The organism is Microbulbifer sp. MCCC 1A16149 (assembly GCF_050368945.1).
GTDB lineage: Bacteria > Pseudomonadota > Gammaproteobacteria > Pseudomonadales > Cellvibrionaceae > Microbulbifer.
The window spans coordinates 469,457-490,317 of sequence record NZ_CP185959.1; the positions used below are offsets into that span (position 1 = coordinate 469,457).

Annotated in this window: 21 protein-coding genes; 18 read left to right on the top strand and 3 right to left on the bottom strand. The window is 58.7% G+C overall.

All coding sequences use genetic code 11. The features are described 5' to 3' along the window. Positions 1-3 precede the first annotated feature (3 nt). The gene (hemN, locus tag ACONT6_RS01950) at positions 4-1,449 is read left to right on the top strand and encodes an oxygen-independent coproporphyrinogen III oxidase (RefSeq protein WP_428820207.1); all 1,446 of its coding nucleotides are present in this window, start codon (positions 4-6) and stop codon (positions 1,447-1,449) included. A 90-nt stretch (positions 1,450-1,539) separates the two neighbouring features. Continuing rightward, positions 1,540-2,268, top strand: a complete 729-nt coding sequence (gene fnr / locus ACONT6_RS01955) for a fumarate/nitrate reduction transcriptional regulator Fnr (protein ID WP_428820208.1) — start codon at positions 1,540-1,542, stop codon at positions 2,266-2,268. Positions 2,269-2,295: 27 nt separating this feature from the next. Here fnr and ACONT6_RS01960 read toward each other — a convergent pair whose 3' ends face one another. Then, the gene (locus ACONT6_RS01960; RefSeq protein ID WP_428820209.1) at positions 2,296-2,862 is read right to left on the bottom strand and encodes a hemerythrin domain-containing protein; all 567 of its coding nucleotides are present in this window, start codon (positions 2,860-2,862) and stop codon (positions 2,296-2,298) included. A gap of 198 nt (positions 2,863-3,060) precedes the next feature. After that, complete coding sequence (locus ACONT6_RS01965) at positions 3,061-3,453, bottom strand: hypothetical protein (protein ID WP_428820210.1); 393 nt, start codon at positions 3,451-3,453, stop codon at positions 3,061-3,063. A gap of 250 nt (positions 3,454-3,703) precedes the next feature. Here ACONT6_RS01965 and ACONT6_RS01970 point away from each other — a divergent pair, with 250 nt between their 5' ends. The 13 genes from ACONT6_RS01970 (at position 3,704) to ribA (ending at position 14,873) form a co-directional block, all read left to right on the top strand. Next, on the top strand, positions 3,704-4,201 hold the full coding sequence (locus ACONT6_RS01970; RefSeq protein ID WP_428820211.1) for an outer membrane beta-barrel protein: 498 nt from the start codon (positions 3,704-3,706) through the stop codon (positions 4,199-4,201). 332 nt (positions 4,202-4,533) lie between these two features. Further along, positions 4,534-5,799, top strand: coding sequence for a serine hydroxymethyltransferase (gene glyA / locus ACONT6_RS01975; protein WP_181254226.1), 1,266 nt, complete (start codon positions 4,534-4,536; stop codon positions 5,797-5,799). A 404-nt stretch (positions 5,800-6,203) separates the two neighbouring features. Continuing rightward, positions 6,204-7,301 (top strand): extracellular solute-binding protein, encoded by a 1,098-nt coding sequence (locus ACONT6_RS01980; protein WP_428820212.1) that lies wholly within the window; start codon positions 6,204-6,206, stop codon positions 7,299-7,301. Positions 7,302-7,390: 89 nt separating this feature from the next. Continuing rightward, positions 7,391-7,879, top strand: a complete 489-nt coding sequence (nrdR, locus tag ACONT6_RS01985; protein WP_181254224.1) for a transcriptional regulator NrdR — start codon at positions 7,391-7,393, stop codon at positions 7,877-7,879. Then, a complete protein-coding gene (gene ribD / locus ACONT6_RS01990; protein WP_428820213.1) occupies positions 7,876-9,009 on the top strand; it encodes a bifunctional diaminohydroxyphosphoribosylaminopyrimidine deaminase/5-amino-6-(5-phosphoribosylamino)uracil reductase RibD in 1,134 nt (377 codons plus the stop codon). Before nrdR ends, ribD begins: the two co-directional genes overlap by 4 nt. Before the next feature lie 10 nt (positions 9,010-9,019). Beyond that, a complete protein-coding gene (locus tag ACONT6_RS01995) occupies positions 9,020-9,682 on the top strand; it encodes a riboflavin synthase (RefSeq protein WP_428820214.1) in 663 nt (220 codons plus the stop codon). Between the two features lie 137 nt (positions 9,683-9,819). Continuing rightward, complete coding sequence (ribBA, locus tag ACONT6_RS02000) at positions 9,820-10,935, top strand: bifunctional 3,4-dihydroxy-2-butanone-4-phosphate synthase/GTP cyclohydrolase II (protein WP_181254221.1); 1,116 nt, start codon at positions 9,820-9,822, stop codon at positions 10,933-10,935. A 209-nt stretch (positions 10,936-11,144) separates the two neighbouring features. Continuing rightward, on the top strand, positions 11,145-11,615 hold the full coding sequence (ribH, locus tag ACONT6_RS02005; RefSeq protein ID WP_078085154.1) for a 6,7-dimethyl-8-ribityllumazine synthase: 471 nt from the start codon (positions 11,145-11,147) through the stop codon (positions 11,613-11,615). A 17-nt stretch (positions 11,616-11,632) separates the two neighbouring features. Then, positions 11,633-12,073: a transcription antitermination factor NusB gene (gene nusB, locus ACONT6_RS02010; RefSeq protein WP_428820215.1), complete on the top strand. Its 441-nt coding sequence runs from the start codon at positions 11,633-11,635 to the stop codon at positions 12,071-12,073. An 8-nt stretch (positions 12,074-12,081) separates the two neighbouring features. Beyond that, positions 12,082-13,071 carry a thiamine-phosphate kinase gene (thiL, locus tag ACONT6_RS02015; RefSeq protein WP_428820216.1) on the top strand — a complete coding sequence of 330 codons (990 nt, stop codon included), beginning with the start codon at positions 12,082-12,084 and terminating at the stop codon, positions 13,069-13,071. An 18-nt stretch (positions 13,072-13,089) separates the two neighbouring features. Continuing rightward, complete coding sequence (locus ACONT6_RS02020) at positions 13,090-13,572, top strand: phosphatidylglycerophosphatase A family protein (protein ID WP_428820217.1); 483 nt, start codon at positions 13,090-13,092, stop codon at positions 13,570-13,572. A gap of 12 nt (positions 13,573-13,584) precedes the next feature. Then, positions 13,585-14,232 (top strand): retropepsin-like aspartic protease family protein, encoded by a 648-nt coding sequence (locus ACONT6_RS02025; RefSeq protein ID WP_428820218.1) that lies wholly within the window; start codon positions 13,585-13,587, stop codon positions 14,230-14,232. A gap of 32 nt (positions 14,233-14,264) precedes the next feature. Then, the gene (ribA, locus tag ACONT6_RS02030; RefSeq protein ID WP_428820219.1) at positions 14,265-14,873 is read left to right on the top strand and encodes a GTP cyclohydrolase II; all 609 of its coding nucleotides are present in this window, start codon (positions 14,265-14,267) and stop codon (positions 14,871-14,873) included. A gap of 102 nt (positions 14,874-14,975) precedes the next feature. Here ribA and pulA read toward each other — a convergent pair whose 3' ends face one another. Then, the gene (gene pulA, locus ACONT6_RS02035) at positions 14,976-18,386 is read right to left on the bottom strand and encodes a pullulanase-type alpha-1,6-glucosidase (RefSeq protein ID WP_428820220.1); all 3,411 of its coding nucleotides are present in this window, start codon (positions 18,384-18,386) and stop codon (positions 14,976-14,978) included. A 667-nt stretch (positions 18,387-19,053) separates the two neighbouring features. Between pulA and ACONT6_RS02040 the strand changes: the two genes are divergently transcribed. The 3 genes from ACONT6_RS02040 (at position 19,054) to ACONT6_RS02050 (ending at position 20,846) form a co-directional block, all read left to right on the top strand. Then, positions 19,054-19,422: a DUF2750 domain-containing protein gene (locus tag ACONT6_RS02040; RefSeq protein ID WP_181254216.1), complete on the top strand. Its 369-nt coding sequence runs from the start codon at positions 19,054-19,056 to the stop codon at positions 19,420-19,422. A gap of 80 nt (positions 19,423-19,502) precedes the next feature. Continuing rightward, complete coding sequence (locus ACONT6_RS02045) at positions 19,503-19,874, top strand: VOC family protein (protein ID WP_428820221.1); 372 nt, start codon at positions 19,503-19,505, stop codon at positions 19,872-19,874. 42 nt (positions 19,875-19,916) lie between these two features. After that, positions 19,917-20,846 (top strand): SDR family oxidoreductase, encoded by a 930-nt coding sequence (locus ACONT6_RS02050; protein WP_428820222.1) that lies wholly within the window; start codon positions 19,917-19,919, stop codon positions 20,844-20,846. Positions 20,847-20,861 lie beyond the last annotated feature (15 nt).

Below are 20,861 nucleotides of genomic sequence, written 5' to 3' on the forward strand. Positions count from 1 at the left end.
TCAATGGACGAAAACAGCTTTGCCGGCGCTGACAGCGCCAGTGACCCGGCGGTATCTACCGCTATTTCTTCGGCGTTATCCCAGGCGCTGTTGGCGCGTTATGCCGGCCCCTGTCCGCGCTATACCTCTTACCCCACCGCCGACCGGTTTGTGCCGCTGAGTGCTGGCACCGGCTCGCCGGAGTCCGGTGGAAAACCCTGGGAGGCACTGCAGGATGTGCAGACATTGTCGCTGTACGTGCATATCCCGTTCTGCCGTTCCCTGTGTTATTTCTGCGCCTGTAACAAGGTGATCACCCGTCAGTACGGTCTCGCCTCTACCTATCTGGACCGGGTGCTGCAGGAAGCGCAGTGGTACCGGGAGCGGGTCGCCGACGTTCCGGTGACGCAGTTGCATTTAGGCGGCGGCACGCCGACCTACCTGAACGACAGCGATCTGACCCGCCTGATCCACGGCCTGCAGGAAGTGTTCGCGCTGCAGCCCGGAGAGGATGCGGAGTACAGCATTGAGGCCGATCCGCGGGTACTGGAAGTGGAAACCCTGGATACGCTGCGAGGCCTGGGATTCAACCGGCTGAGTATGGGGATTCAGGACTTTAACCCGGATGTGCAGCGCGCCATCAACCGGATCTGTCCGCCCGAGCAGGTGCGGGCGCTTACCCATGCGGCACGCGAGCGCGGCTTTCGCTCCATCTCCTACGACCTGATCTACGGGCTACCGGGACAGGACGTGGAGAGTCTCGAGCGCACCATCGACACGGTGATCGACCTGGCCCCGGATCGCATTGCGCTGTATCACTACGCGCACCTGCCGCAGCGGTTCAAGGCGCAGCGCCTGATCAGTACGGACCTGATCCCGTCCCCCGAGTCGAAGATCGCCATGCAACTGGCGGCAAGTCGCCGGCTGATCGATGCGGGATACCTGTTCCTGGGGATGGACCACTTTTCCCGCCCGGATGATCCCATGGCTGCCGCTGCCACACGGGGTCAGCTGGCGCGCAACTTCCAGGGGTATACGTTGATGCCGGCGGATGCGCTAGTGGGCCTCGGCGCCTCGGCGATCAGCTACAGCCGCGATGGCTATTGGCAGAACCACCACGGGCAGAAGGAGTATGCCGGGGCAATTTCTGAAAGCGGCCAGGCAATCTGTCGCGGCTGGCAGCTGGATGATGATGATCGCGTGCGCCAGTGGATGATCATGGAGCTGATGTGCCATCTCCGGCTGCGCAAACGCGATGTGGAAGCCCGCATCGGGCGTCCCTTCGCGGCCTACTTTGCGCCGGAGCTGGCGCGATTACAGCCCTTGATTGCGGACGGGCTGTTGCTCAACACGGATGATGACCTGGAAGTCACAGAGCGTGGCCGCTGGTTTTTGCGCAATATTGCCTCTGCTTTTGATCGCTACCTGCACGGCAGTGAAACTGCGGCCCAATACTCCCGTGTGCTTTAAAAGGGCGATGGGGATACAATTTTGACATGGGCGTTTGTGCCCCTGATTTAAGCAATGCTTGTGCCCTGAATTCGGGAAATGGAAGAGACAATGTCGAAACCCTCAACCGCGGTCAATTGTGGAAGTTGTTCGGTCAGAAGGCTGTGCCTGCCCGTGGGCCTGGCGGAGGAGGACATCGAGCGCCTCGAACAGGTGACGCGCAAGAAGAAAATCCTTAAGGCGGGAGACACCCTGTTTCGCGCCGGCGATCCCTTTTCCAATCTGTACGCGATCCGTTCCGGCAGCTTCAAGTCGGCGGTGATCGGTGCCGATGGCGATACCCAGGTCACGCATTTTGCCCTGCCCGGTGAACTGCTGGGGTTGGATGCCTACAGTGGTGGTTCGCACCCGGGCTACGCGGAAGCGCTGGAAGACAGCAGCGTGTGTGTACTGCCGTTCACCCAGCTGGAGAACCTGGCGCAGCAGGTGCCGGCACTGCAGAAGCAGATCTACAACATTTTTTCCGAAGAGCTGAAGCAGGACAGCGATGTGCTGTTGCTGTTGGGCAAGCGCTCGGCGGAAAGCCGCCTGGCGGCGCTGCTGATTAATATTTCCAGCCGCTACGCCCGTCGCGGCTACTCCGCCAGCGAATTCAAACTGTCCATGCAGCGGATCGACATCGCCAACTATCTGGGCCTGACCGCGGAAACGGTCAGCCGGTTGATTTCGCGCTTCCAGAAGCAGGGCCTGATCCGTGTACAGGGCAGGGCGATTACCATTCTCGATCTGATCGCGCTCAGCGAGCTGGCGGGCACCCACTGCAGTTACGAAAACGACTGACCGCTTCGTGAAGCGGCCAGTCCCTGCTCAACAGGCTGTCGTCACTTTATTCTCCGCGAGATCCTGATAGATAGCCTCGTAGAGACGCTTGACGCCGCGATGGAAATGACAGCTCTGCCTGTCCGCCAGGGCTGCGGTGACTTCTTCCCAATCGGTTTCTGTCAGGTACTGGTTGACCAGTGGCAGCAATATCTCATTTTCTTTTCGCATATGTTCGCGCTGCAGGGAAATATACTCGCGAGCGGTACTGAATAGCTGTTCCCGTTCCACGGCGGCATCATTGGCGACGGCATAAAAGAGCCGGTTCATACTGCGTGTGGCCTCGGCGATAGCCCGGTGTTCCCGGGATATCTGCTCCACCACATCCCTAATATCCAGCGGTTTACCCAGCAACTGTTCGAATACCAGGTCCTCCACCGGGTGGTGCCACTGGTCCGGGTAAACGGAGAAGTAATCCAGCGCATCGAGAATCATGCTCAGGGTCGCGGGATCGCGATCCTGTTGAGCCAACTCTTGTAACAGCAGCTCAAACGCATCCAGCAGGTTCTGCATGTGCTTGTGGTCATCACAGAGCTGTCGGTAGATACCGTTCATATCGTGCCTCCTTGACGGGTAATGACAATCGACAACCCATTGTTGTCTTCCATCGTGAAAGGCGCTTGATCTGGGTCAAGGCGCAACAACTTCGTGTTGCGGTAGGCGTCGGCTGCTCGAACAGTGAACGGCCGGCGTGGGTGCGGGGGGGGGCTGAAGTGCGCCGTTAGCAGGCGGCGCACCCCAAAACAGGCATGTTTAAAAGTGGTAGTCGCGCAGCTCGATTTCTTCCCAGTCGTACACGAGCTGGAGGCCATCGCCGGTGACCAGGCTGACCTTGTCCGGTGCCAGGCAATCAGACCAGTCCACCTTGTTCAGGTCGACCATCTCGGCGCCGCCTTGCACGTTTACCACAGAGTCCTGCCAGGCCTGGTGGCAATAACGGGGAATCTCACCCTCTACCAGCAGTTCCTGCCCCAGATAAGTGTTGTAGTTGAGCTGCGGCATGCGGTTCATGTGGTAGCGGTCCTGCTCACCGAGCAGGTAAAACTTGCCGTTTTCCTGCACCAGGGTCCCCGTGGCGGTAACCGCCTGCTGCGCCGGGTTGGCGGCACAGGCAGTGAGCAGGGCCAGGGGCAGCAATAAACTCATTCGAGACTTCATATTTATTACTCTTCTGTGTTTTTTTACCAAACTATCAAACCTCCGTTGCAACTGCATGTCATTTAGATTGCAGTGCTCTCTCAACAAATGGGTATCTGCCTGTTTACGGCTGACGGGAACAGTCGGATCTCACTTGCCGCTGTAATCGCGTGTAATGGCCGGGGGCTGTTGGCGCCAAATTTATTTCATTAGAATGCCGCCCGCAAAATAAACACGATGCTTTTGGGGCATAAATAACATGATGAAAAAAGTTTTAGCGGCAGCGGTGATGCTGGGTTGTTCAATTTCTGTTCAGGCCAGTGAAGGCGGTTACTTCGGTACCGTGGCGGGCCTGATGAAGACCTCCATTAATGGCGATAGCCCGTTCAATGCGGGCATCCGCGCTGGTTATACCTGGAATTCTGGATTCGGCCTGGAAGGCGAATACACCACTTCCCTGGTAGATGGTGAAGCGCGTTTTAACAGCGGTTGGGGTGACTTCCGCTGGGATTACTCCATTTCCACCTTTGGCGCCTACGCGACCTACCGCAGCCAGGGCGACCTCTACTTCAAGGGCCGCCTGGGTGTGCTGAACGAAAGTGTCGATTTCGAAGGCGAGAAAGAAAGTGATTCCGGCCTGTCTGCAGGTCTGGGCCTGGGCTTCAATCTCTCCGAGACCGTTAACCTGGAAGCCGAATACACGCTGGTGGAAGAGGATGTGGATTTCTGGTCCGGCACCCTGGTATTCCGCTTCTGAGGCAATACCCTGCTTCCAGAGACTGGCGCTTCTACCTGATCAGCTGGTAAGGGACAGGTGGCTGCCAGTATCAGAACGCGACCCCTCGGGTCGCGTTTTGCGTTTCCGGGGGGCGGAATCCTGTACCGCCCGGGTTCAGCACTGCGCTGAGCAACTTGAATTGCGCGGGGCGCTGAATTGAATTTGTTTCATGTGCACCCTTTGCGCCGCGGGCTCTCCGTTGGTGTACAATGCGCCGCTTTCTGGGGGCGGGCCGGTCACAAATAGGTCGGGATTTGCCCTTGTCGAGATTATGCTAGCGCGATTCGCGCCTTATCATCCGAGGGAACACCATGTTTGATAAATCCGTCACTCTTGCTTCATACGACCCGGATGTGTGGTCCGCCATTCAGGACGAAGACCGCCGCCAGGAAGAACACATCGAGCTGATCGCCTCGGAAAACTACACCAGCCCGCAGGTGATGGAAGCCCAGGGCACCAGCCTCACCAACAAGTACGCGGAAGGTTACCCCGGCAAGCGCTACTACGGTGGCTGTGAGTACGTCGACAAGGTAGAGGCCCTGGCCATCGAGCGCGCCAAGGAACTGTTCGGCGCCGACTACGCCAACGTCCAGCCCCACTCCGGCTCCCAGGCCAACGCCGCCGTATACCAGGCCCTGTGCGCCCCAGGCGACACCGTGCTGGGCATGAGCCTCGCCCACGGCGGTCACCTGACCCACGGTGCCAAGGTGAATTTCTCCGGCAAGATCTACAACGCAGTGCAGTACGGTCTGAATCCGGAAACCGGCGAAGTGGACTACGAAGAAGTGGAGCGCCTGGCACTGGAGCACAAGCCGAAGATGATCGTTGCCGGTTTCTCCGCCTACAGCCGCATCATGGACTGGGCCCGTTTCCGCACCATCGCCGACAAGGTGGGCGCCTACCTGATGGTCGACATGGCCCACGTTGCCGGTCTGGTTGCCGCTGGCGCTTACCCGTCGCCTGTGCCCCACGCAGATGTCGTGACTTCCACTACCCACAAGACCCTGCGCGGCCCGCGCGGCGGCATCATCATTGCCAAGGCCAATGAAGAGATCGAGAAGAAACTGAACAGCGCGGTATTCCCGGGCGGTCAGGGCGGCCCGCTGATGCACGTGATCGCGGCCAAAGCGGTTTCCTTCAAGGAAGCCATGACCCCGGAATACAAGGCCTACCAGCAGAAAGTGGTAGAGAATGCCCGCGCCATGGCCGAGACCTTCCTCGACCGCGGTATCAACATCGTCTCCGGCGGTACTGACGACCACCTGATGCTGGTTGACCTGATCGGTAAAGAGTACACCGGCAAGGATGCGGACGAAGCCCTGGGCAACGCCAACATCACCGTGAACAAGAACGCCGTTCCCAACGATCCGCGCTCCCCGTTCATCACCAGTGGCCTGCGTGTCGGCACCCCGGCGATCACCACTCGTGGTTTCGGTGTGGAAGAGACCAAGCAGCTCACCAACTGGATCTGCGACGTGCTGGACGCGCTGGAGAAGGGCAATGCAGACGCCACCATCGCCGAGGTGAAAGCCAAGGTTCTGGAAATCTGCGCCAAGTTCCCGGTCTACAAAGGCTGATCGCACAGTCGACGGAAAGTACAGTGAACCCGGCCAGTGCCGGGTTCTTCGAAAACGGCCCTCAAGGGGCCGTTTTTGTTTTCTGGGTGGGCAAATGCAGGAAATCGTCCTCCGGTCTGTGAAATGACCGCCAGTTTCTGTTTTAATACGCGCCCTCGAAAACCGAATTGAAATTCAGTTATTGTTTCATTCGGTACTAATCCGGGGGCTCACCGGAGCCGGCTCGGAATTTGCACCCGGTATCTGTAGCACGAAGGATGCGTTGCTCAACAGAGGTTCGCGCAAGCGACCGGTACTTTCGGGTCCAAGCGGTTTCAGGATTCGATGCTTGCTGCCAGTGGCTGGAATGCACGGCGGTCAGCGCTGGACAACCGTGCAGCACAGCTGCGGAGCGAGAGTAGAGCATGCGCCCACTATTCAAACTACTGGTCATTCTGGCCACTGCCATCGGGTTCGGCGTTCAAGCCCAGGCGAGAGAACTCCACTTTGCCAACTGGTCTGAATCCATTGCCGAGGACACCATCGCCAACTTTGAAGCCGCCAGCGGCATCAAGGTGCACTACTTCGAATTCGACGATATCGAAGAGCTGGAGGAGGTCTGGCTGAAAGAGGGGCGTCAGTTTGACGTCATCGTGCCCGGCTCCGACAACATTCCCAAATACATTGCCGCGGGGCAGCTGCAGAAGCTCGATCGCAGCCGTATCGTCAATTGGGAGCAAAATGACCCCGAGTTCATGCAGCGTCTGGCACTGTTCGACCCGGCCAATGAATACGCCTTCCCGTATCTGTGGGGTACCGTGGGTATCGGCTACAACGTGCAGGCGGTGCGCAAGGCATTCGGTGGAGTGCTACCTGAGGACAGCTGGGACCTGCTGTTCGAGCCGGAGAACCTCGGCAAGCTGGATCACTGCAATGCGACCCTGATGCGGTCCCCAGAAGAAATCTTCGATGTGGCGCTCAAGTACCTGGGTAAAGACCCCAACTCCATGAGCATGGCGCACCAGTTCATGGTCGCGAACCTGCTGTCCAAGGTGCGCCTGCATGTCACCGATTTCGACTCCGGCGAATATGTGGAAGACCTGGCCAGTGGCAAGCGCTGTATCGCCCACGCCTGGAGCGGCGATGTGTTAGTGGCGCAGCAGATGGCGGAAGAGGCGGGCAAGCCTTTCGATATCCGCTATGTGATGCCGAAAGAGGGCTTCCCCCTGTGGATCGATGTGGTGTCCATGCCCACCAATGCCCCCAATGTCGATGCCGCCTACGAGTTTCTCAATTATCTGATGCGTCCGGACGTCATTGCCAATATCAGCAATGAGACCCAGTACGCGAACGCAAACATGGACGCCCAGGATCTCGTCGATCCGGCGCTGCGGGATAATCCCATCGTTTACCCCAGCCCGGACCTGCTCGAGCGCACCTGGATCCCGGCGGCGACCAAGTCCCGTATCCTCGCGCTGCGTCACAAGCTGTGGCAGCGGATTATCGAGCGCGAAGACATCTAAGGACCGCTAATTAGTGCCCGGGGGCAGTTCAGGCCTAAATGGTTGACGTGTGGTAAACTCCGCGCATTTTCCGATAGGGCCTACTCCCCATGCACTGTCCATTCTGCAGCGCAGATGAAACCAAAGTCGTAGACTCCCGCCTGGTGGCCGATGGCGACCAGGTGCGCCGCCGTCGCGAGTGCCTGCAGTGCCACGAGCGCTTCACCACCTTCGAGACCGCCGAGCTGGTCCTGCCCCGTGTCGTCAAACAGAACGGCCAGCGCGAACCCTTCAACGAAGACAAGCTCCGCGCCGGTATCCAGCGCGCAGTCGAGAAACGCCCGGTCAGCACTGAGCGGGTAGAAGCTGCTGTCGCCCAGATCAAACACGCCCTGCAGGCTACCGGTGAGCGCGAACTCCCGGCGATGCACATTGGCGAGCTGGTGATGGAACAGCTGCGCGAGCTGGATCAGGTCGCGTTTGTGCGTTTCGCTTCCGTATACCGCCGTTTCGAAGACGTTAGCGACTTCAGCGAGGAGATCGAACGCCTCAATACCCGCGAGACGGGCAAGGGCGCATCTCAAAAGGAGGAGGGATGAGCTTTTCTCCCCGGGAGCTGATGGCGCGCGCCATCCAGTTGGCTGAGCGCGGTATGTACACCACCATGCCCAATCCCCGCGTCGGGTGCGTGATCGCCGATAGTGCGGGCAATATTCTCGGCCAGGGCTGGCATCGGCGCGCCGGTGAGGGCCATGCCGAAGTGGAGGCGTTGAAAGATGCCGGAGATAAAGCCCGGGGCAGCATCGTCTATGTGACCCTGGAGCCTTGCAGTCACAAGGGTAAGACCGGGCCCTGCGCCGATGCCCTGATTGCCGCCGGTGTCGCCAAGGTAGTCTTCGGTATGCAGGACCCCAACCCCAGCGTCAGTGGGAATGGGTTACAGAAACTGCGCGATGCGGGCATTGAAGTGGAAGGCCCGTTGCTGGAAGAATCCTGCCGGGCGCTGAATCCCGGGTTTATCAAGCGTATGACCCTTGGCCTGCCACTGGTGCGCAGCAAATCGGCGATGAGTATCGATGGCCGCACGGCCATGGACAGTGGTGAGTCAAAGTGGGTCACCGGTCCCGCCGCCCGCGCCGATGTCCAGAACCTGCGCGCGCGCAGCTGCGCGGTGATCACCGGTGTGGATACCGTGCGCCACGACAACCCGAATATGAACGTGCGCCCGGAAGAGATGGCTCTGCCGGACGCGGAGGCCGCCGCCGCGGCCGAAAAGCAGCCGCTGCGGGTGATTGTCGACAGTAAACTGCGCACTCCCGCCAAAGCCTTTATTTTGCAGGGTGGCGCCCCCACATTGGTGGTCACCACCGATGCGGCCGATGATGAGCGCCGCGCGCGTCTGGAGAAGACCGGCGCCGAGGTGCTGGCACTGCCCGCGGACAAGAACGGCCGCGTGGACCTGGGTGAGCTGCTGAAAGAGCTTGCCCGCCGCGAGTGCAATGAAGTGCTGGTGGAGAGCGGTGCGACCCTCTCAGGCGAATTCATGTACCAGGGGCATGTGGATGAGATCATCGTCTACCTGGCGCCCAAGATTCTCGGCTCCAGCGCACGGCCGCTGTTCGAGCTGCCGATCGCGCGCATGGGCTCCGTGCTGCCGATCACCATTACCGATATGCGCGCAGTCGGCCACGACTGGCGCATTACCGCAACGACAGATATCGAGCGTTAAAGGTATCCAGATGTTTACCGGAATTATTGAGGCTGTTGGCGAAATCACCGCCCTGCAACCCAGCGGTGGCGACCTGTGTGTACGGGTGAAATCCGGCAAGTTGGACCTGTCCGACGTGAAGCTGGGCGACAGTATTGCCACCAATGGCGTGTGCCTGACGGTGGTGGAGCTGCCGGGAGATGGCTACTGGGCGGACGTTTCCGCGGAGACCCTGACGGTGGCCAGTGTCGGTAGCTGGAAGCTTGGCGACAAGGTAAACCTGGAAAAGGCGCTCACCCCACAGACCCGCCTAGGCGGTCATATGGTGAGTGGCCATGTGGATGGCATCGGCGAGGTGGTTTGGCGCAAAACCACTGCCCGCGCGGAGCAGTTCCGCCTGCGCGCCCCGGATGAACTGGCCAAGTACATCGCCCACAAGGGCTCGATTACCATAGACGGCACCAGCCTTACGGTAAACGCGGTGGACGGTGCCGAGTTCGAGCTTACCATCGTGCCGCATACGATTGCTGAAACCGTGATTGGTGGTTACCAGGCGGGCACCAAGGTGAACCTGGAGGTCGACCTGATTGCGCGCTACCTGGAGCGGCTACTCTTGGGAGATGCTGCCGCCAAGCCAAGCAGCGAAGGTTTGACGATGGAGTTCCTGGCGCAGCACGGTTTTTACAAAGCTTGATAGAAAGCTAAATCGGGATGGCAGAGGGCCGCTTTGTGGCGGTACCGACACCGGGTGGCCATTTGCCCCCGGGATTTGAGGCATGAACAAACTTTGAATGATGAGGCCGATGTTTCATCGGGTAGACCAGAGGTTTTATGGAACTGAATAGCGTTGAAGAACTGATCGACGACATCCGTCAGGGCAAAATGGTAATCCTGATGGACGACGAGGATCGTGAAAACGAGGGTGACCTCGTGATCGCAGCCGAGCAGGTCCGGCCGGAAGATATCAACTTCATGGCAACACATGCCCGTGGCCTGATCTGCCTGACGCTGACCGGCGACCGCTGTGAACAACTCGACCTGCCGCTCATGTCCCGCGACAACGGCGCCCAGTTCAGCACCAACTTCACCGTCTCCATCGAAGCCGCAGAAGGCGTAACCACCGGCATTTCCGCCGCCGACCGCGCGCGCACTATTCGCGCGGCCGTCGCCCGCAACGCCAAGCCGTCGGACATCGTCCAGCCCGGCCACATCTTCCCGATCAAGGCCCAGCCGGGCGGTGTGCTAAGCCGTGCAGGACACACCGAAGCCGGTTGCGATCTCGCGCGCCTCGCCGGATTTGAGCCCGCCGCCGCGATTGTCGAAATCATGAATGAAGACGGCACCATGGCCCGCCGCCCGGACCTGGAAAAATTCGCGCAGCAGCACAACCTCAAGATCGGCACCATCGCCGACCTGATCAACTACCGCGCGCTGAACGAAAAAACCGTCGAATGCGTCAACGAGCGCAACGTACAGACCGAATTCGGTGAATTCAAACTGCGTACCTATCTCGACAAAGCCCGTCGCGAGCGTCACTTTGCCTTCAGCCTCGGCGAGTTCCAGCCGGAAGAGCCGACCCTGGTGCGGGTACACGTTGCCAGCACCCTGCGGGACGTATTCTCCCTGCGCCGCGGCGATGAGAAATATGAACCCTGGACCTTCCGCAACGCACTGAAAAAAGTCGCCGAAGAGGGCAAGGGTGTGGTGGTAGTGATCTGTCACAACGAAACCACCGATGAAATTGAAGAGAGCATCGACTGGCTGATCAGTGGCAAGCAGCAGCGCCCCAGCCAGGACCTGGTGTACAAGCAGGTTGGTACCGGCTCCCAGATCCTGCGCGACCTGAAAGTACGCAAGATGCGCCTGATGAGTGCGCCCTTCAGATTCAGTGCCATCTCCGGTTTCGATCTGGAAGTGGAAGAGTATCTGAACGCAGAAGAGATTTAATCGGTCAGGTAAAACTCGAAAGTTCAAATCGAAGGCGGGGTGCCGGGGATCAGTTTTCAGGAGCGTCGCAAACAGGAGGTGTGCGCCGCAGCACCCAGGGATGGGTTTACAGCGGTCCTGAAAACTGATCCCCGGTGCGCCGCCGCCACTAAAGCAGGGCCGAAGCTCCAGCAAGGCCCGAAGTGGAATAGCAGAAACGGAAACAGACCATGAGCAATATCAAAGTAATCGAAGGGGATTTCGTAGGCAGCACTGGTAAATACGCGCTGCTGGTGAGCCGTTGGAACAGCTTTGTTGTGGAAAGCCTCAAAGACGGCGCCCTGGATACCCTGCGTCGTAAAGGTATCAAGGACGAAGATATCACCATCTACTACGCCCCGGGCGCCTTCGAATTCCCGCTCGCTGCGCAGAAAATTGCCGAAAGCAAAAAGTTCGACGCCATCATTGCACTGGGCGCCGTTATCCGCGGTGGCACCCCGCACTTTGAGTATGTCGCCGGCGAATGTACCAAAGGTCTCGCGCAGGTATCCATGAATACCGGCATCCCCGTCACCTTCGGCGTACTCACCGTAGACAGCATCGAACAGGCCATAGAGCGCTCCGGAACCAAAGCCGGCAACAAAGGCTGTGAAGCCGCCGAAACCGCGCTCGAAATGGTTTCCCTGATCGGCAAAATCTGAATTGAGAAACGACTGAAATGACCGTAACCGCATCCGCCCGCCGCAAGGCGCGTCACTACGCCATGCAGGCCCTGTACCAGTGGCAAATGGCCGGCTCCAACCTCAATGCCATCGAGGCCGAGTTTCATGCCGACAATGACATGAGCAAAACCGACGTGGCCTATTTTCGCGAACTGCTCCACGGCGTAGCGAAAAACCTCGACGAAATTGAAGGCGCCTACAGCCAGTACCTCGACCGCGACGTCGAAGAACTGGACCCGGTGTCCCGCGCCCTGCTGCGTATGTCCACCTTCGAAATGAAAAACCGGGTAGACGTACCTTACAAGGTCGTCATTAACGAAGCCGTCTCACTGGCCAAGAAATTCGGCCCCACCGACGCCTTTAAATTTATCAACGGCATCCTCGACAAGGTTGCGGCCACAGAGCGCAGCGTCGAAGTAAAGGCCGATAAAGGCTGAGCGGAAATATGGCCGGGCCCGGTGAGTTTGAACTGATACGGGAGTATTTTACCTCCCACTTTCAGACCGGCGCCCAGCCAGCTGGCAAACCGGTTGCCCGGGGAAATGCCGCGCAAAGCAGCGTGGAACTGGGCATCGGCGACGACTGTGCCCTCCTGGTGCCCCCGGCCGGGAAAATGCTTGCTACCAGCGTCGATACCCTGGTAGCAGATGTACATTTTCCCGCAGCTGCCGACCCCTATCGGATCGCCAGCCGCAGCCTGAGAGTGAATCTCTCCGATCTCGCGGCGATGAACGCCGAACCCTTGTGGTTTACCCTCGCGCTTACCCTCCCCGAGAGCAATGCGGAATGGCTTGAACCTTTTGCCAGAGGCTTGGCCGATACCGCGCGACTATTCGGTATCACCCTGGTCGGTGGCGATACGACCAAGGGGCCGCTTTCCATCACCATCCAGGTTACCGGCGCCTGTGAGCGACCGCTGCGACGGGATGGTGCCGGCAGTGGCGATCATATATTCGTGTCGAACAAACTCGGTGCCGCTGCGGCAGGCCTTCCCATTGTTCTGGGTGACCTTGAGCCAAGTGCGGAGCAGCGGCAACAGGCGGAGGACGCCTACTATTTTCCCGAGCCCCAGTTTTCGGTGGCGCGCGCCATAGGGCCTTACGCCAGCGCCGCGCTGGATATTTCCGACGGATTGCTCGCAGACCTCGGGCATATCTGCAGTGCGAGCAATCTCGGTGCCCAGCTGGACCTGGACCGGTTTCCGATTGCTGAACTGGCCGCGGCCATGGATCCAGAAACCGCGCTGGAGACCGCGCTCACTGGCGGTGATGATTACCAGCTCTGTTTTACCGTACCGGACGAACATCTTTCAGCCGTACAACAACTAAAACTTCCGATTAGTGCCGTCGGCCGCATGCGCAGCGTGCCGGGTATTCACTGCCAGTTAAACGGGCAGACGTGGCAACCCCGGGTCACCGGCTATCGGCATTTCTGAACGGCGGAACACAATCACATGACACCGACATTCGCACAACTGATCCGCAGCCCGGTATTGTTTCTCGCTTTCGGGTTCGGCTCCGGCCTGGCCCGCAAAGCCCCGGGTACCTTCGGGACCATTGCCGCCATTCCCCTCTGGTATGGCCTGCAGTTCCTGTCACCGGCTGCCTACCTCGGGGTGATCGCGATTACTTTCGCGTTCGGCTGCTACCTGTGCGGTGCCGCCTCGAAAAAGCTCGGCGTGCACGACCACGGTGGCATTGTATGGGACGAGTTTGTCGGCTACTGGCTGACCATGTTTATGGCACCAGTCGGCTGGATGTGGGCCCTGTACGGGTTTGTACTGTTCCGTATCTTTGATATCGCCAAACCGCAGCCCATCGGCTGGGCCGACCGCCGGGTACACGGTGGTCTGGGGATTATGCTCGACGATATACTGGCGGGTATCTACGCTGCCCTGGTATTGCAGGGAACAGCGCTACTGTTAGACACATTCTGAGGCAGGAAGCCCATGAAAAGATTGGTAACAGGTTTTGTACTGACGGCACTGGCGGCTGGCGTGCCGGGATTGGCCTCGGCCGCGGAGGTCCGCCTGCAGGCGATCTTCGGTAGCAGTGCCATGTTCGAGATTGATGGCAAGCGACGCATGCTGAAATCCGGCAAGACCTCCCCGGAGGGGGTAAAACTGGTGTCTGTCACCAGTGAGCATGCGCTGGTAGAGATCGATGGTCGCGCACAGAAACTGACCCTGGCCGCGCCGGTTGCCGCCAATTATGCGACGGTGGAGCGGGCAGAGGTTCGGCTCAGCGCCGACGGTGGCGGTCACTACAGTACCGTAGCCTGGATCAACGGGCGCCGGGTCAATGTGATGGTGGACACCGGTGCGACCAGTATCGCGTTTAATTACCCCACCGCTAAAAGTCTCGGCCTGGACCTGGCCCGAGCGCAGCCGATGACGGTATCTACGGCCAGCGGTATTGAGCGCGCTTACAAGTTACAGCTCTCCAGCGTCACCATTGGCGGTATCACCGTACACAATGTGGATGCGACAGTACTCGGCAATGATTTCCCGCAGGTGACTCTGCTGGGTAACAGTTTTTTGAGCCGCGTGGATATGCAGCAACAGGATGGCCTGTTACTGCTGCGCGCGCGCGATTGATGACGAATTTTGATGGAACGCGAGGTATCAGTTTGACCATTCGTTATGTGGAATCCTCAAAGCTTCCCACGTCCTGGGGAATGTTTGAGATGCACGGTTTCGAGGAAGTGGAAACCGGCAAGGAACATGTCGTTCTGAGCATGGGTGATCTGGATACTGATGCGCCGGTACTGGCCCGTATTCACTCGGAGTGCCTGACCGGCGATGCGCTGTTTTCTTTGCGCTGCGACTGCGGTGCGCAGTTACAGTATGCGTTGCACCGGATTGCGACGGAGGGACGCGGTGCGGTGTTTTACCTGCGTCAGGAGGGGCGTGGAATTGGTCTGCTGAACAAGATCCGTGCATACAAGTTGCAGGATTGCGGGGCGGATACGGTAGAGGCAAATGAGCGTCTGGGCTTTGGTGCAGATATGCGGGATTACTCGATCCTGAAGCCGATGATCGATCACCTGGGCATCAAGTCCATCCGCCTGATGACGAACAATCCGCGCAAGGTAAAGGCGCTGGAGGATCTGGGTGTCGATGTGACTGAGCGCCTGCCGCACCAGAGTGGCCGCAACCCGCACAACACCAATTATCTCTCTACCAAGAAGGGTAAGCTGGGACATCTCTTTGACGATGAAGAGAGTTCAGAAAAGTAACTTTCTCTCTTTACTCCCAAAGCGCCACTAAGGCGCAACACTGGAGTGCGAAGGTCCCGATATCAGGACCTTCGCTTCAGCTATCCTGCTTCGTTCGAAGTATTAGAAAAGAGACTTCAGGAAATCGAAAAAGCCCTGTAGCTTTTCCTTCTTCTCCTGTTTTATCTCTTCAATTTTTTCCTTCAGTTTTTCTTTTTTACCAGCGTGCCGGTTTTCTACGAACACCGCGCTGGTTCGACCCGGCAGAGTGAAGGTTCCAGATTCTCGATCGAAGTCAGCAAACCGCAACTCGTGATCTGCAGAGTGGCGCTGCATTGGATGCAACTTCAGATGAGATCCGATAAGAGTATCGTCAGTGAAAGTAACGGTCTCTTTGTCGCCGTTGAACAGCACCACGATACGTCCATAGCGGCGGTCGATCTGGCCGGCGGAGTCTTCCAGCTGCATCGCAATCAAACCGGGAACCTGTTCCGGACCGGTATTCAGGAAGCTAACATGCTGTTGCACTTCCTCTGCCGTGGTCAAACGGAACAGTGGCGAGCTGTTGCGGATGGCGAGTTGCTCGCGGAAGATCGCCGCGCTGAATTCGCGGTGGCCTTTTTGCGGCGCCAGGTCCGGGTTGGCCAGCAGTGGCTGCATAATCCACCAGCTGTCCTCGTTTTTATCCGCAATAGGCAAGCCCTTGCCCCAGTTGCCCTGCTCAAATGTGAAGTCGATGGCATTGAACCAGTCACCGGAATTGTAACTGTCGCGATCCATGGACTTGGAACGCAGGAAGTCCTGGCCTGCGTGGACAAACGGTATGCCCTGTGCGAATAACACCAGTGAATTACTGAACGCCTGAATACGTGCGCGGTCTTCAATGGTTGCGGTGCTGTTGGCCTTGATCTGAATGCCGTCAAACAGCGTTTCATTGTCGTGGGCGGCAATGTAGTTGATGGATTCCTGCGGGTCGCCGGTGTAGCCGGTGGGCTGGCCGTTGTAGACAAGCTGCTCGCCTGTGGTGGTATTGCCGTAGGAATCCGTGAAGCGGTATTGCTTCAGGTTACCTGCGAGAGAAACGCGTACCTTGTCGGCGAGGGTCAGCAGGGTCTGACGCTCGTCGCCCCAGAACTTGCCGTTGCTGTCGGTAAACAATCCGGTGCCGAATCCCTGTTCCTCAAAGCCGCCAAAAGGATTGCCGCCGCGTACACTGTCGCGCAGACGATCGTTGAAGGTGCCCACGCCGCTGCCAGCCATGTTGCCCTGGCGCGCCTGGACGAAGCGTGCATCGTTGACCACTTCGCCAAAGTTCCAGCCCTCGCCGTAAAGGTAGATGGATTTGCCATCCACTCCGGCGCTGGCCGGGATGAGGGCGTCGAGCATGGCGCGGGTCTTCAGGATATTGTCGAGGCTGTGGTGTCCCATCAGGTCGAAGCGGAACCCGTCAACCTTGTAGTCTTTCGCCCATATCTCCATGGAATCGAGCATCAACTTTTCCATCATGCGATGCTCGCTGGCGGTGTTTGCACAGCAGCTGCTCATCTCCACACCGCCTTCACTGTTGCGGCGGTGGTAGTAGCCCGGAACGATTTTATCCAGAATGGAATTCTGGTATTGCCCGTAGGAGCTGGTGTGGTTGTAGACCACATCCATGACCACGCGCAGGCCGGAGCGGGAAAGCCCCTGTACCATTTCCCGGAATTCGCGGATTCGTGTGGGGCCGTTGGCATCGGTAGCGTAGCTGCCCTCGGGAACGGTGAAGTGCAGGGGATCGTATCCCCAGTTGAACCCGTCGCTATCGCGAACCGCGTATACTGCCGCTTGTTGCTCGCTGCTGTCGGCAGCAAAGGCGTCGAGGTCGGTGGGTTCCTGTTGCTGGCTTCTATCTTCATTGACCGTGGCGAAGTCGAATGCGGGTAGCAGGTGGATATGGGTCATGCCGGCCTGGGCGAGTTTTTTCAGGTGCTGCATGCCGTCGCTTCCGCGGCGGGTGAAGGCCTTGAAGGTGCCGCGTTCGCTCGCCGGGACCGTTTGATCTTTGATGGAAAAATCCCGCACGTGTAATTCATATACGGAAATATCTTCGGGGTTTTCCAGTGCGGGTTTGTGTAACCGTTGCCAGGCGCGGGGCTGCAGGTCGCGATCATCCAGGTTGATGATCTGGCTCCTGCCGCTGTTCATGGACAATCCAAGCGAGTAGGGATCTGTCACCAGGTTGGTTTCCATGGCATCGGAAAAATAGGAAAACACCTCCACTTCATACAGGTAGTAAGCGCGGTCCCATTCTTTGCCGACACTGGCCTGCCAGGCACCGTCCTGCTGGGCCATATCCACTACCATATCGGCGGTGTCAGATTCCGGGGTGGTAAACAGGTGTAGTTTTACCGAGCGCGCGGTGGGGGCCCACAGCGCAAAGTCGATGCTGCCCGGCGCAACCTGGGCACCGAGTTTGCCGTCGTAGTAAAAAACTTCGTCCAGCAGGCCCGCGAGCTGGATACCGGTGGCATCTTTCAGGTTGCCTTCGCTGTCATAAAGCGCGAGTGCGAGCTGGCCGGTTACCAGCTCGGCGAGCGGAACCTGCTCCGTTAGCGCAAACGCTGTCTGTCCTGCCAGGTGGGGGAACTTCTGCTGGCTCGATTCCGGCAGCCCGTTCACTGCATGCAAGGGAAAGCTTCGGTCTGAGGCAACGCCGTCGGGTGTGATCTGCAGCGTGCCATCGGCACTGTACAGAAGCCTGGCCTGATCCCCTTCGGCGGGGCTGATATTCCACGCAAAATGGGATGCATCCAGCCAGTGGGCTTTCTCCTGGGTGAGATCCCCGCGGGGAATACCGTTGGTGCTGACAATGACCTGTTTGCTGTTGGCATCGAAAGCGAAATAGATCTCGTCGCCGTCTTCGGCAACGGTAAACGGCACGTTGCCGCCACCGTTGCCATAGCTTTCGCTCCAGCCCTCATTCAGGGCGACCTTGAATTCGTAGCTGCCGGCGGGAATCTCTGTGGTGAGCAAGGTGTAGATGCCGTCCCCATCGCTATCCTGCATCCAGCTGCGCAGGCAGTCCGGTTGCCAGTTGCCGGGGCAGCCGAGGGCGTTCTGGAAGTTGCCGGCAACGGTGGCGATGGTGCTGTTGACGTTGCTGGTAATCCAGTGGCTTTCGTGGTCGTAATAGAATTTTACCGCGCGACTCTCGCCCAGCTGCAATCCAATATTGGCGCCGTTGCGGTAGCCGTTTGCACCGTAGTTCTCGTCCCAGCCGCCGTTCAGCGCTGCTTTATATTCCCAGTTTCCGGCGGGTACGGTAAGCGTGCCCTGCCATTTGTCGTCGCTGGCATCGTAGGTCAGCTGTGTAATGGGACAGTCGGGCTGCCAGTTGCCGGGGCAACCGATGGCTTCCTGCAGGTTGCCGGGGATTCCCACCATGGTGGGGTTCGGGGTGTCCGAGGCCTGGGCCCGGTTGGCGTCAAAAATGGCGTGGGATAACAGACTGGCGGCCAGCAGCAGGCCAGCGGGCGTGGATAGCGTCGCTTGCATGAGGGTCTCTCTGGTTGGTTATTGTTATTCAGCTCGAAATCGGGGACATCGCTTCCCCGGGATCATTGGACGGAATATTGCGCCCGACTGCCTCCTCCCCGAGGGAGGGTGAATGAAAATGACGCCAGAGGTAGGGAGGTTCCGGAAGCGATTGATCGGAAGGATGGGAGGGGCTGGTATCCGCTGTCACTGTCACAAACCCTTCATAAAAGCGTCATCTGAAAGAAACCAATTAACGCCATTCTGTACTCGAGCAAGACGTTGCACCCGCTGCTTGCCAGGGAAGGGCAAAACAGTCAACTGATGGAATGGCGGGTTCAGTGAGTACGTCTATACTCAAAGTTATCTGATTGCTGAGGGTCGAGAAAGGTGATGTACTCTCAGCGCTCCGATATAAAGGCCGGCATAATGCCGGCTTTTGTTTTTCTGCTACTTTTGTATCGCCCGTGTTTCCTGGCCTGAGCCGCACTTTCCTGGCGCGGTCCTGTACCTTCACTTCCGTTCCCTTGTCTGATTCCCTCTGCGACCGCGTGCTCCCACACCGCTGTTTTTATCCGGGATCCTGTGCCCACAGGGTGTCTCGGACAGCCTACGGATCAGCGCAAGTTTCTACTTATCCGGGCCAATCTGGCGTAAACTGCGAAAATCACTTTTAAGGCTAGCCGGTATGGAATTGGAACCGCTCGGAGAAGATTTTGAGGAAAACTGCGACCGCTTTTTGCCGGAAGCGGTAGAGCAGGGGTGCGTGTGGGCCCTGGAAGGGGAAGAGGGGTTTGCGCTGTGTGAATCAGAGCGTCATGCTGACACCGATGTCATGCCTTTCTGGTCCCAGCGGGAATTCGCCGAGGCGCATGTTGCCGACGACTGGGCGGACTATCAGGTAGTACCCGTCGACCTCGAAGAGTTTATGGACGACTGGCTGACCGGTATGCATGAAGATGTATTACTGGTGGGCATCAACTGGAATGCGGATTTGGAAGGCGAGGAGATAGAACCTCTGGACCTACTCGAGCAGCTGGAGCAGGAGCTGCAGTAATCCGCTTGCCGGCGAACAAAAAACATACAAGAGCAAAGCGGTGACAGCTCAGGAAACAAATCTCCAGGAGGAGGTCTGAGGTGAGTCAGTTTTTGGGGGTGCGCAGCGTCATCTACGGCGTGCCAAATCTGGAAGAAGCCAAGGCGTGGTACACCACGCTGCTGGAAATCGAACCTTATTTTGAAGCCGAGTGCTATGTGGGCTTCAACGTCGGTGGTTTCGAGTTGGGGCTGGATCCGGATGCGCGCAATGTGACCAGCCGCGCCGACGGGGTTGTAGCTTACTGGGGCGTTGAAGATATTGCCTCCCAGGTGGAGCGTATCAACAGCCTCGGCGCACGCCAGCACGGCGAGATCGTCGATGTGGGAGAGGGCATACTGATGGCCAGTTTCCTCGATCCGTACGGCAACGTTTTCGGCCTGATCGAAAACCCCCACTTCAAACTGACATAAACCCCGGCCCGAGTTTATTGGACGCAGTATTGGAGCAGTAACGTGAGCAAGCCCCCCGCCAACCGGTTTCGTCCCTCCGATCACGCTTTCGCCGCCGAGAGCCTGGCGCAGATTGGACGCGGATACGTGGTCCCGGACCGGGTGGCGCTGATCACCGGTTGCTCCAGCGGTATCGGGCGCGAACTGGCGCTCGCCCTGCACAGTCGCGGCACCATCGTCATTGCGACCGCGCGGCGTGCGGAGAGCCTGCAGGAACTGGCGGATGTAGGCATCGCCACCGAGTCCCTGGATGTGAACTCGCAGGCCGATATCAACCGCGTGGTACACGCGATCAAGACTGCCTATGGCCGTCTGGATATCCTGGTAAACAACGCCGGCTACGGCCAGATGGGACCGCTGCTGGAACTGGATACCCGCACCCTGGAAGCCCAGTTTCGCACCAATGTGTTCGCCCCCATGGCCCTGGCGCGGGCCTGTGCGCCACTACTCAAATCCCGTGGTCACGGCATTATCTGCAATATTGGCTCGGTTTCCGGTGTGATGCCGACGCCGTTCTCCGGCGCCTATTGCGCATCCAAATCCGCCCTGCATACCCTGTCCGACGTGCTGCGTCTGGAGCTGAAACCCTTTGGTATCCGCGTGGTGACGGTGCAGCCGGGGGCGATTGCCTCCGAGTTCGGGCGCCATGCAGAGATTTCCCTGCGCGGCCTGTTGGCCCCGGATTCCTGGTACAAACGCAGTGAAGACCACGTGCGCGCGCGTGCAGTGGAGTCCCAGCAGAACGCCACGCTGGCGCGGGACCTGGCCAAACACCTGGCCGCGGAGTTGCTGCGCAAACGGCCGGCCACCCTGTTGCGTATCGGCAACAAAAGTCGCCTGCTGCCCTGGGTGGCCCGCTGGCTGCCGCGCTGGCTGCGCGATCGACTACTGTCCAAGCGCTTCGGGCTGAAACGGCTGCACCTCTCCAATTAATCCACTGCGCCTATC

What these genes read in the sequence shown, in the direction of transcription:
- hemN (WP_428820207.1), top strand. Translation starts at nt 4, where the DNA reads ATGGACGAAAACAGCTTTGCCGGCGCTGACAGCGCCAGTGACCCGGCG.
- fnr (WP_428820208.1), top strand. Translation starts at nt 1,540, where the DNA reads ATGTCGAAACCCTCAACCGCGGTCAATTGTGGAAGTTGTTCGGTCAGA.
- ACONT6_RS01960 (WP_428820209.1), bottom strand. Translation starts at nt 2,862, where the DNA reads ATGAACGGTATCTACCGACAGCTCTGTGATGACCACAAGCACATGCAG.
- ACONT6_RS01965 (WP_428820210.1), bottom strand. Translation starts at nt 3,453, where the DNA reads ATGAGTTTATTGCTGCCCCTGGCCCTGCTCACTGCCTGTGCCGCCAAC.
- ACONT6_RS01970 (WP_428820211.1), top strand. Translation starts at nt 3,704, where the DNA reads ATGATGAAAAAAGTTTTAGCGGCAGCGGTGATGCTGGGTTGTTCAATT.
- glyA (WP_181254226.1), top strand. Translation starts at nt 4,534, where the DNA reads ATGTTTGATAAATCCGTCACTCTTGCTTCATACGACCCGGATGTGTGG.
- ACONT6_RS01980 (WP_428820212.1), top strand. Translation starts at nt 6,204, where the DNA reads ATGCGCCCACTATTCAAACTACTGGTCATTCTGGCCACTGCCATCGGG.
- nrdR (WP_181254224.1), top strand. Translation starts at nt 7,391, where the DNA reads ATGCACTGTCCATTCTGCAGCGCAGATGAAACCAAAGTCGTAGACTCC.
- ribD (WP_428820213.1), top strand. Translation starts at nt 7,876, where the DNA reads ATGAGCTTTTCTCCCCGGGAGCTGATGGCGCGCGCCATCCAGTTGGCT.
- ACONT6_RS01995 (WP_428820214.1), top strand. Translation starts at nt 9,020, where the DNA reads ATGTTTACCGGAATTATTGAGGCTGTTGGCGAAATCACCGCCCTGCAA.
- ribBA (WP_181254221.1), top strand. Translation starts at nt 9,820, where the DNA reads ATGGAACTGAATAGCGTTGAAGAACTGATCGACGACATCCGTCAGGGC.
- ribH (WP_078085154.1), top strand. Translation starts at nt 11,145, where the DNA reads ATGAGCAATATCAAAGTAATCGAAGGGGATTTCGTAGGCAGCACTGGT.
- nusB (WP_428820215.1), top strand. Translation starts at nt 11,633, where the DNA reads ATGACCGTAACCGCATCCGCCCGCCGCAAGGCGCGTCACTACGCCATG.
- thiL (WP_428820216.1), top strand. Translation starts at nt 12,082, where the DNA reads ATGGCCGGGCCCGGTGAGTTTGAACTGATACGGGAGTATTTTACCTCC.
- ACONT6_RS02020 (WP_428820217.1), top strand. Translation starts at nt 13,090, where the DNA reads ATGACACCGACATTCGCACAACTGATCCGCAGCCCGGTATTGTTTCTC.
- ACONT6_RS02025 (WP_428820218.1), top strand. Translation starts at nt 13,585, where the DNA reads ATGAAAAGATTGGTAACAGGTTTTGTACTGACGGCACTGGCGGCTGGC.
- pulA (WP_428820220.1), bottom strand. Translation starts at nt 18,386, where the DNA reads ATGCAAGCGACGCTATCCACGCCCGCTGGCCTGCTGCTGGCCGCCAGT.
- ACONT6_RS02040 (WP_181254216.1), top strand. Translation starts at nt 19,054, where the DNA reads ATGGAATTGGAACCGCTCGGAGAAGATTTTGAGGAAAACTGCGACCGC.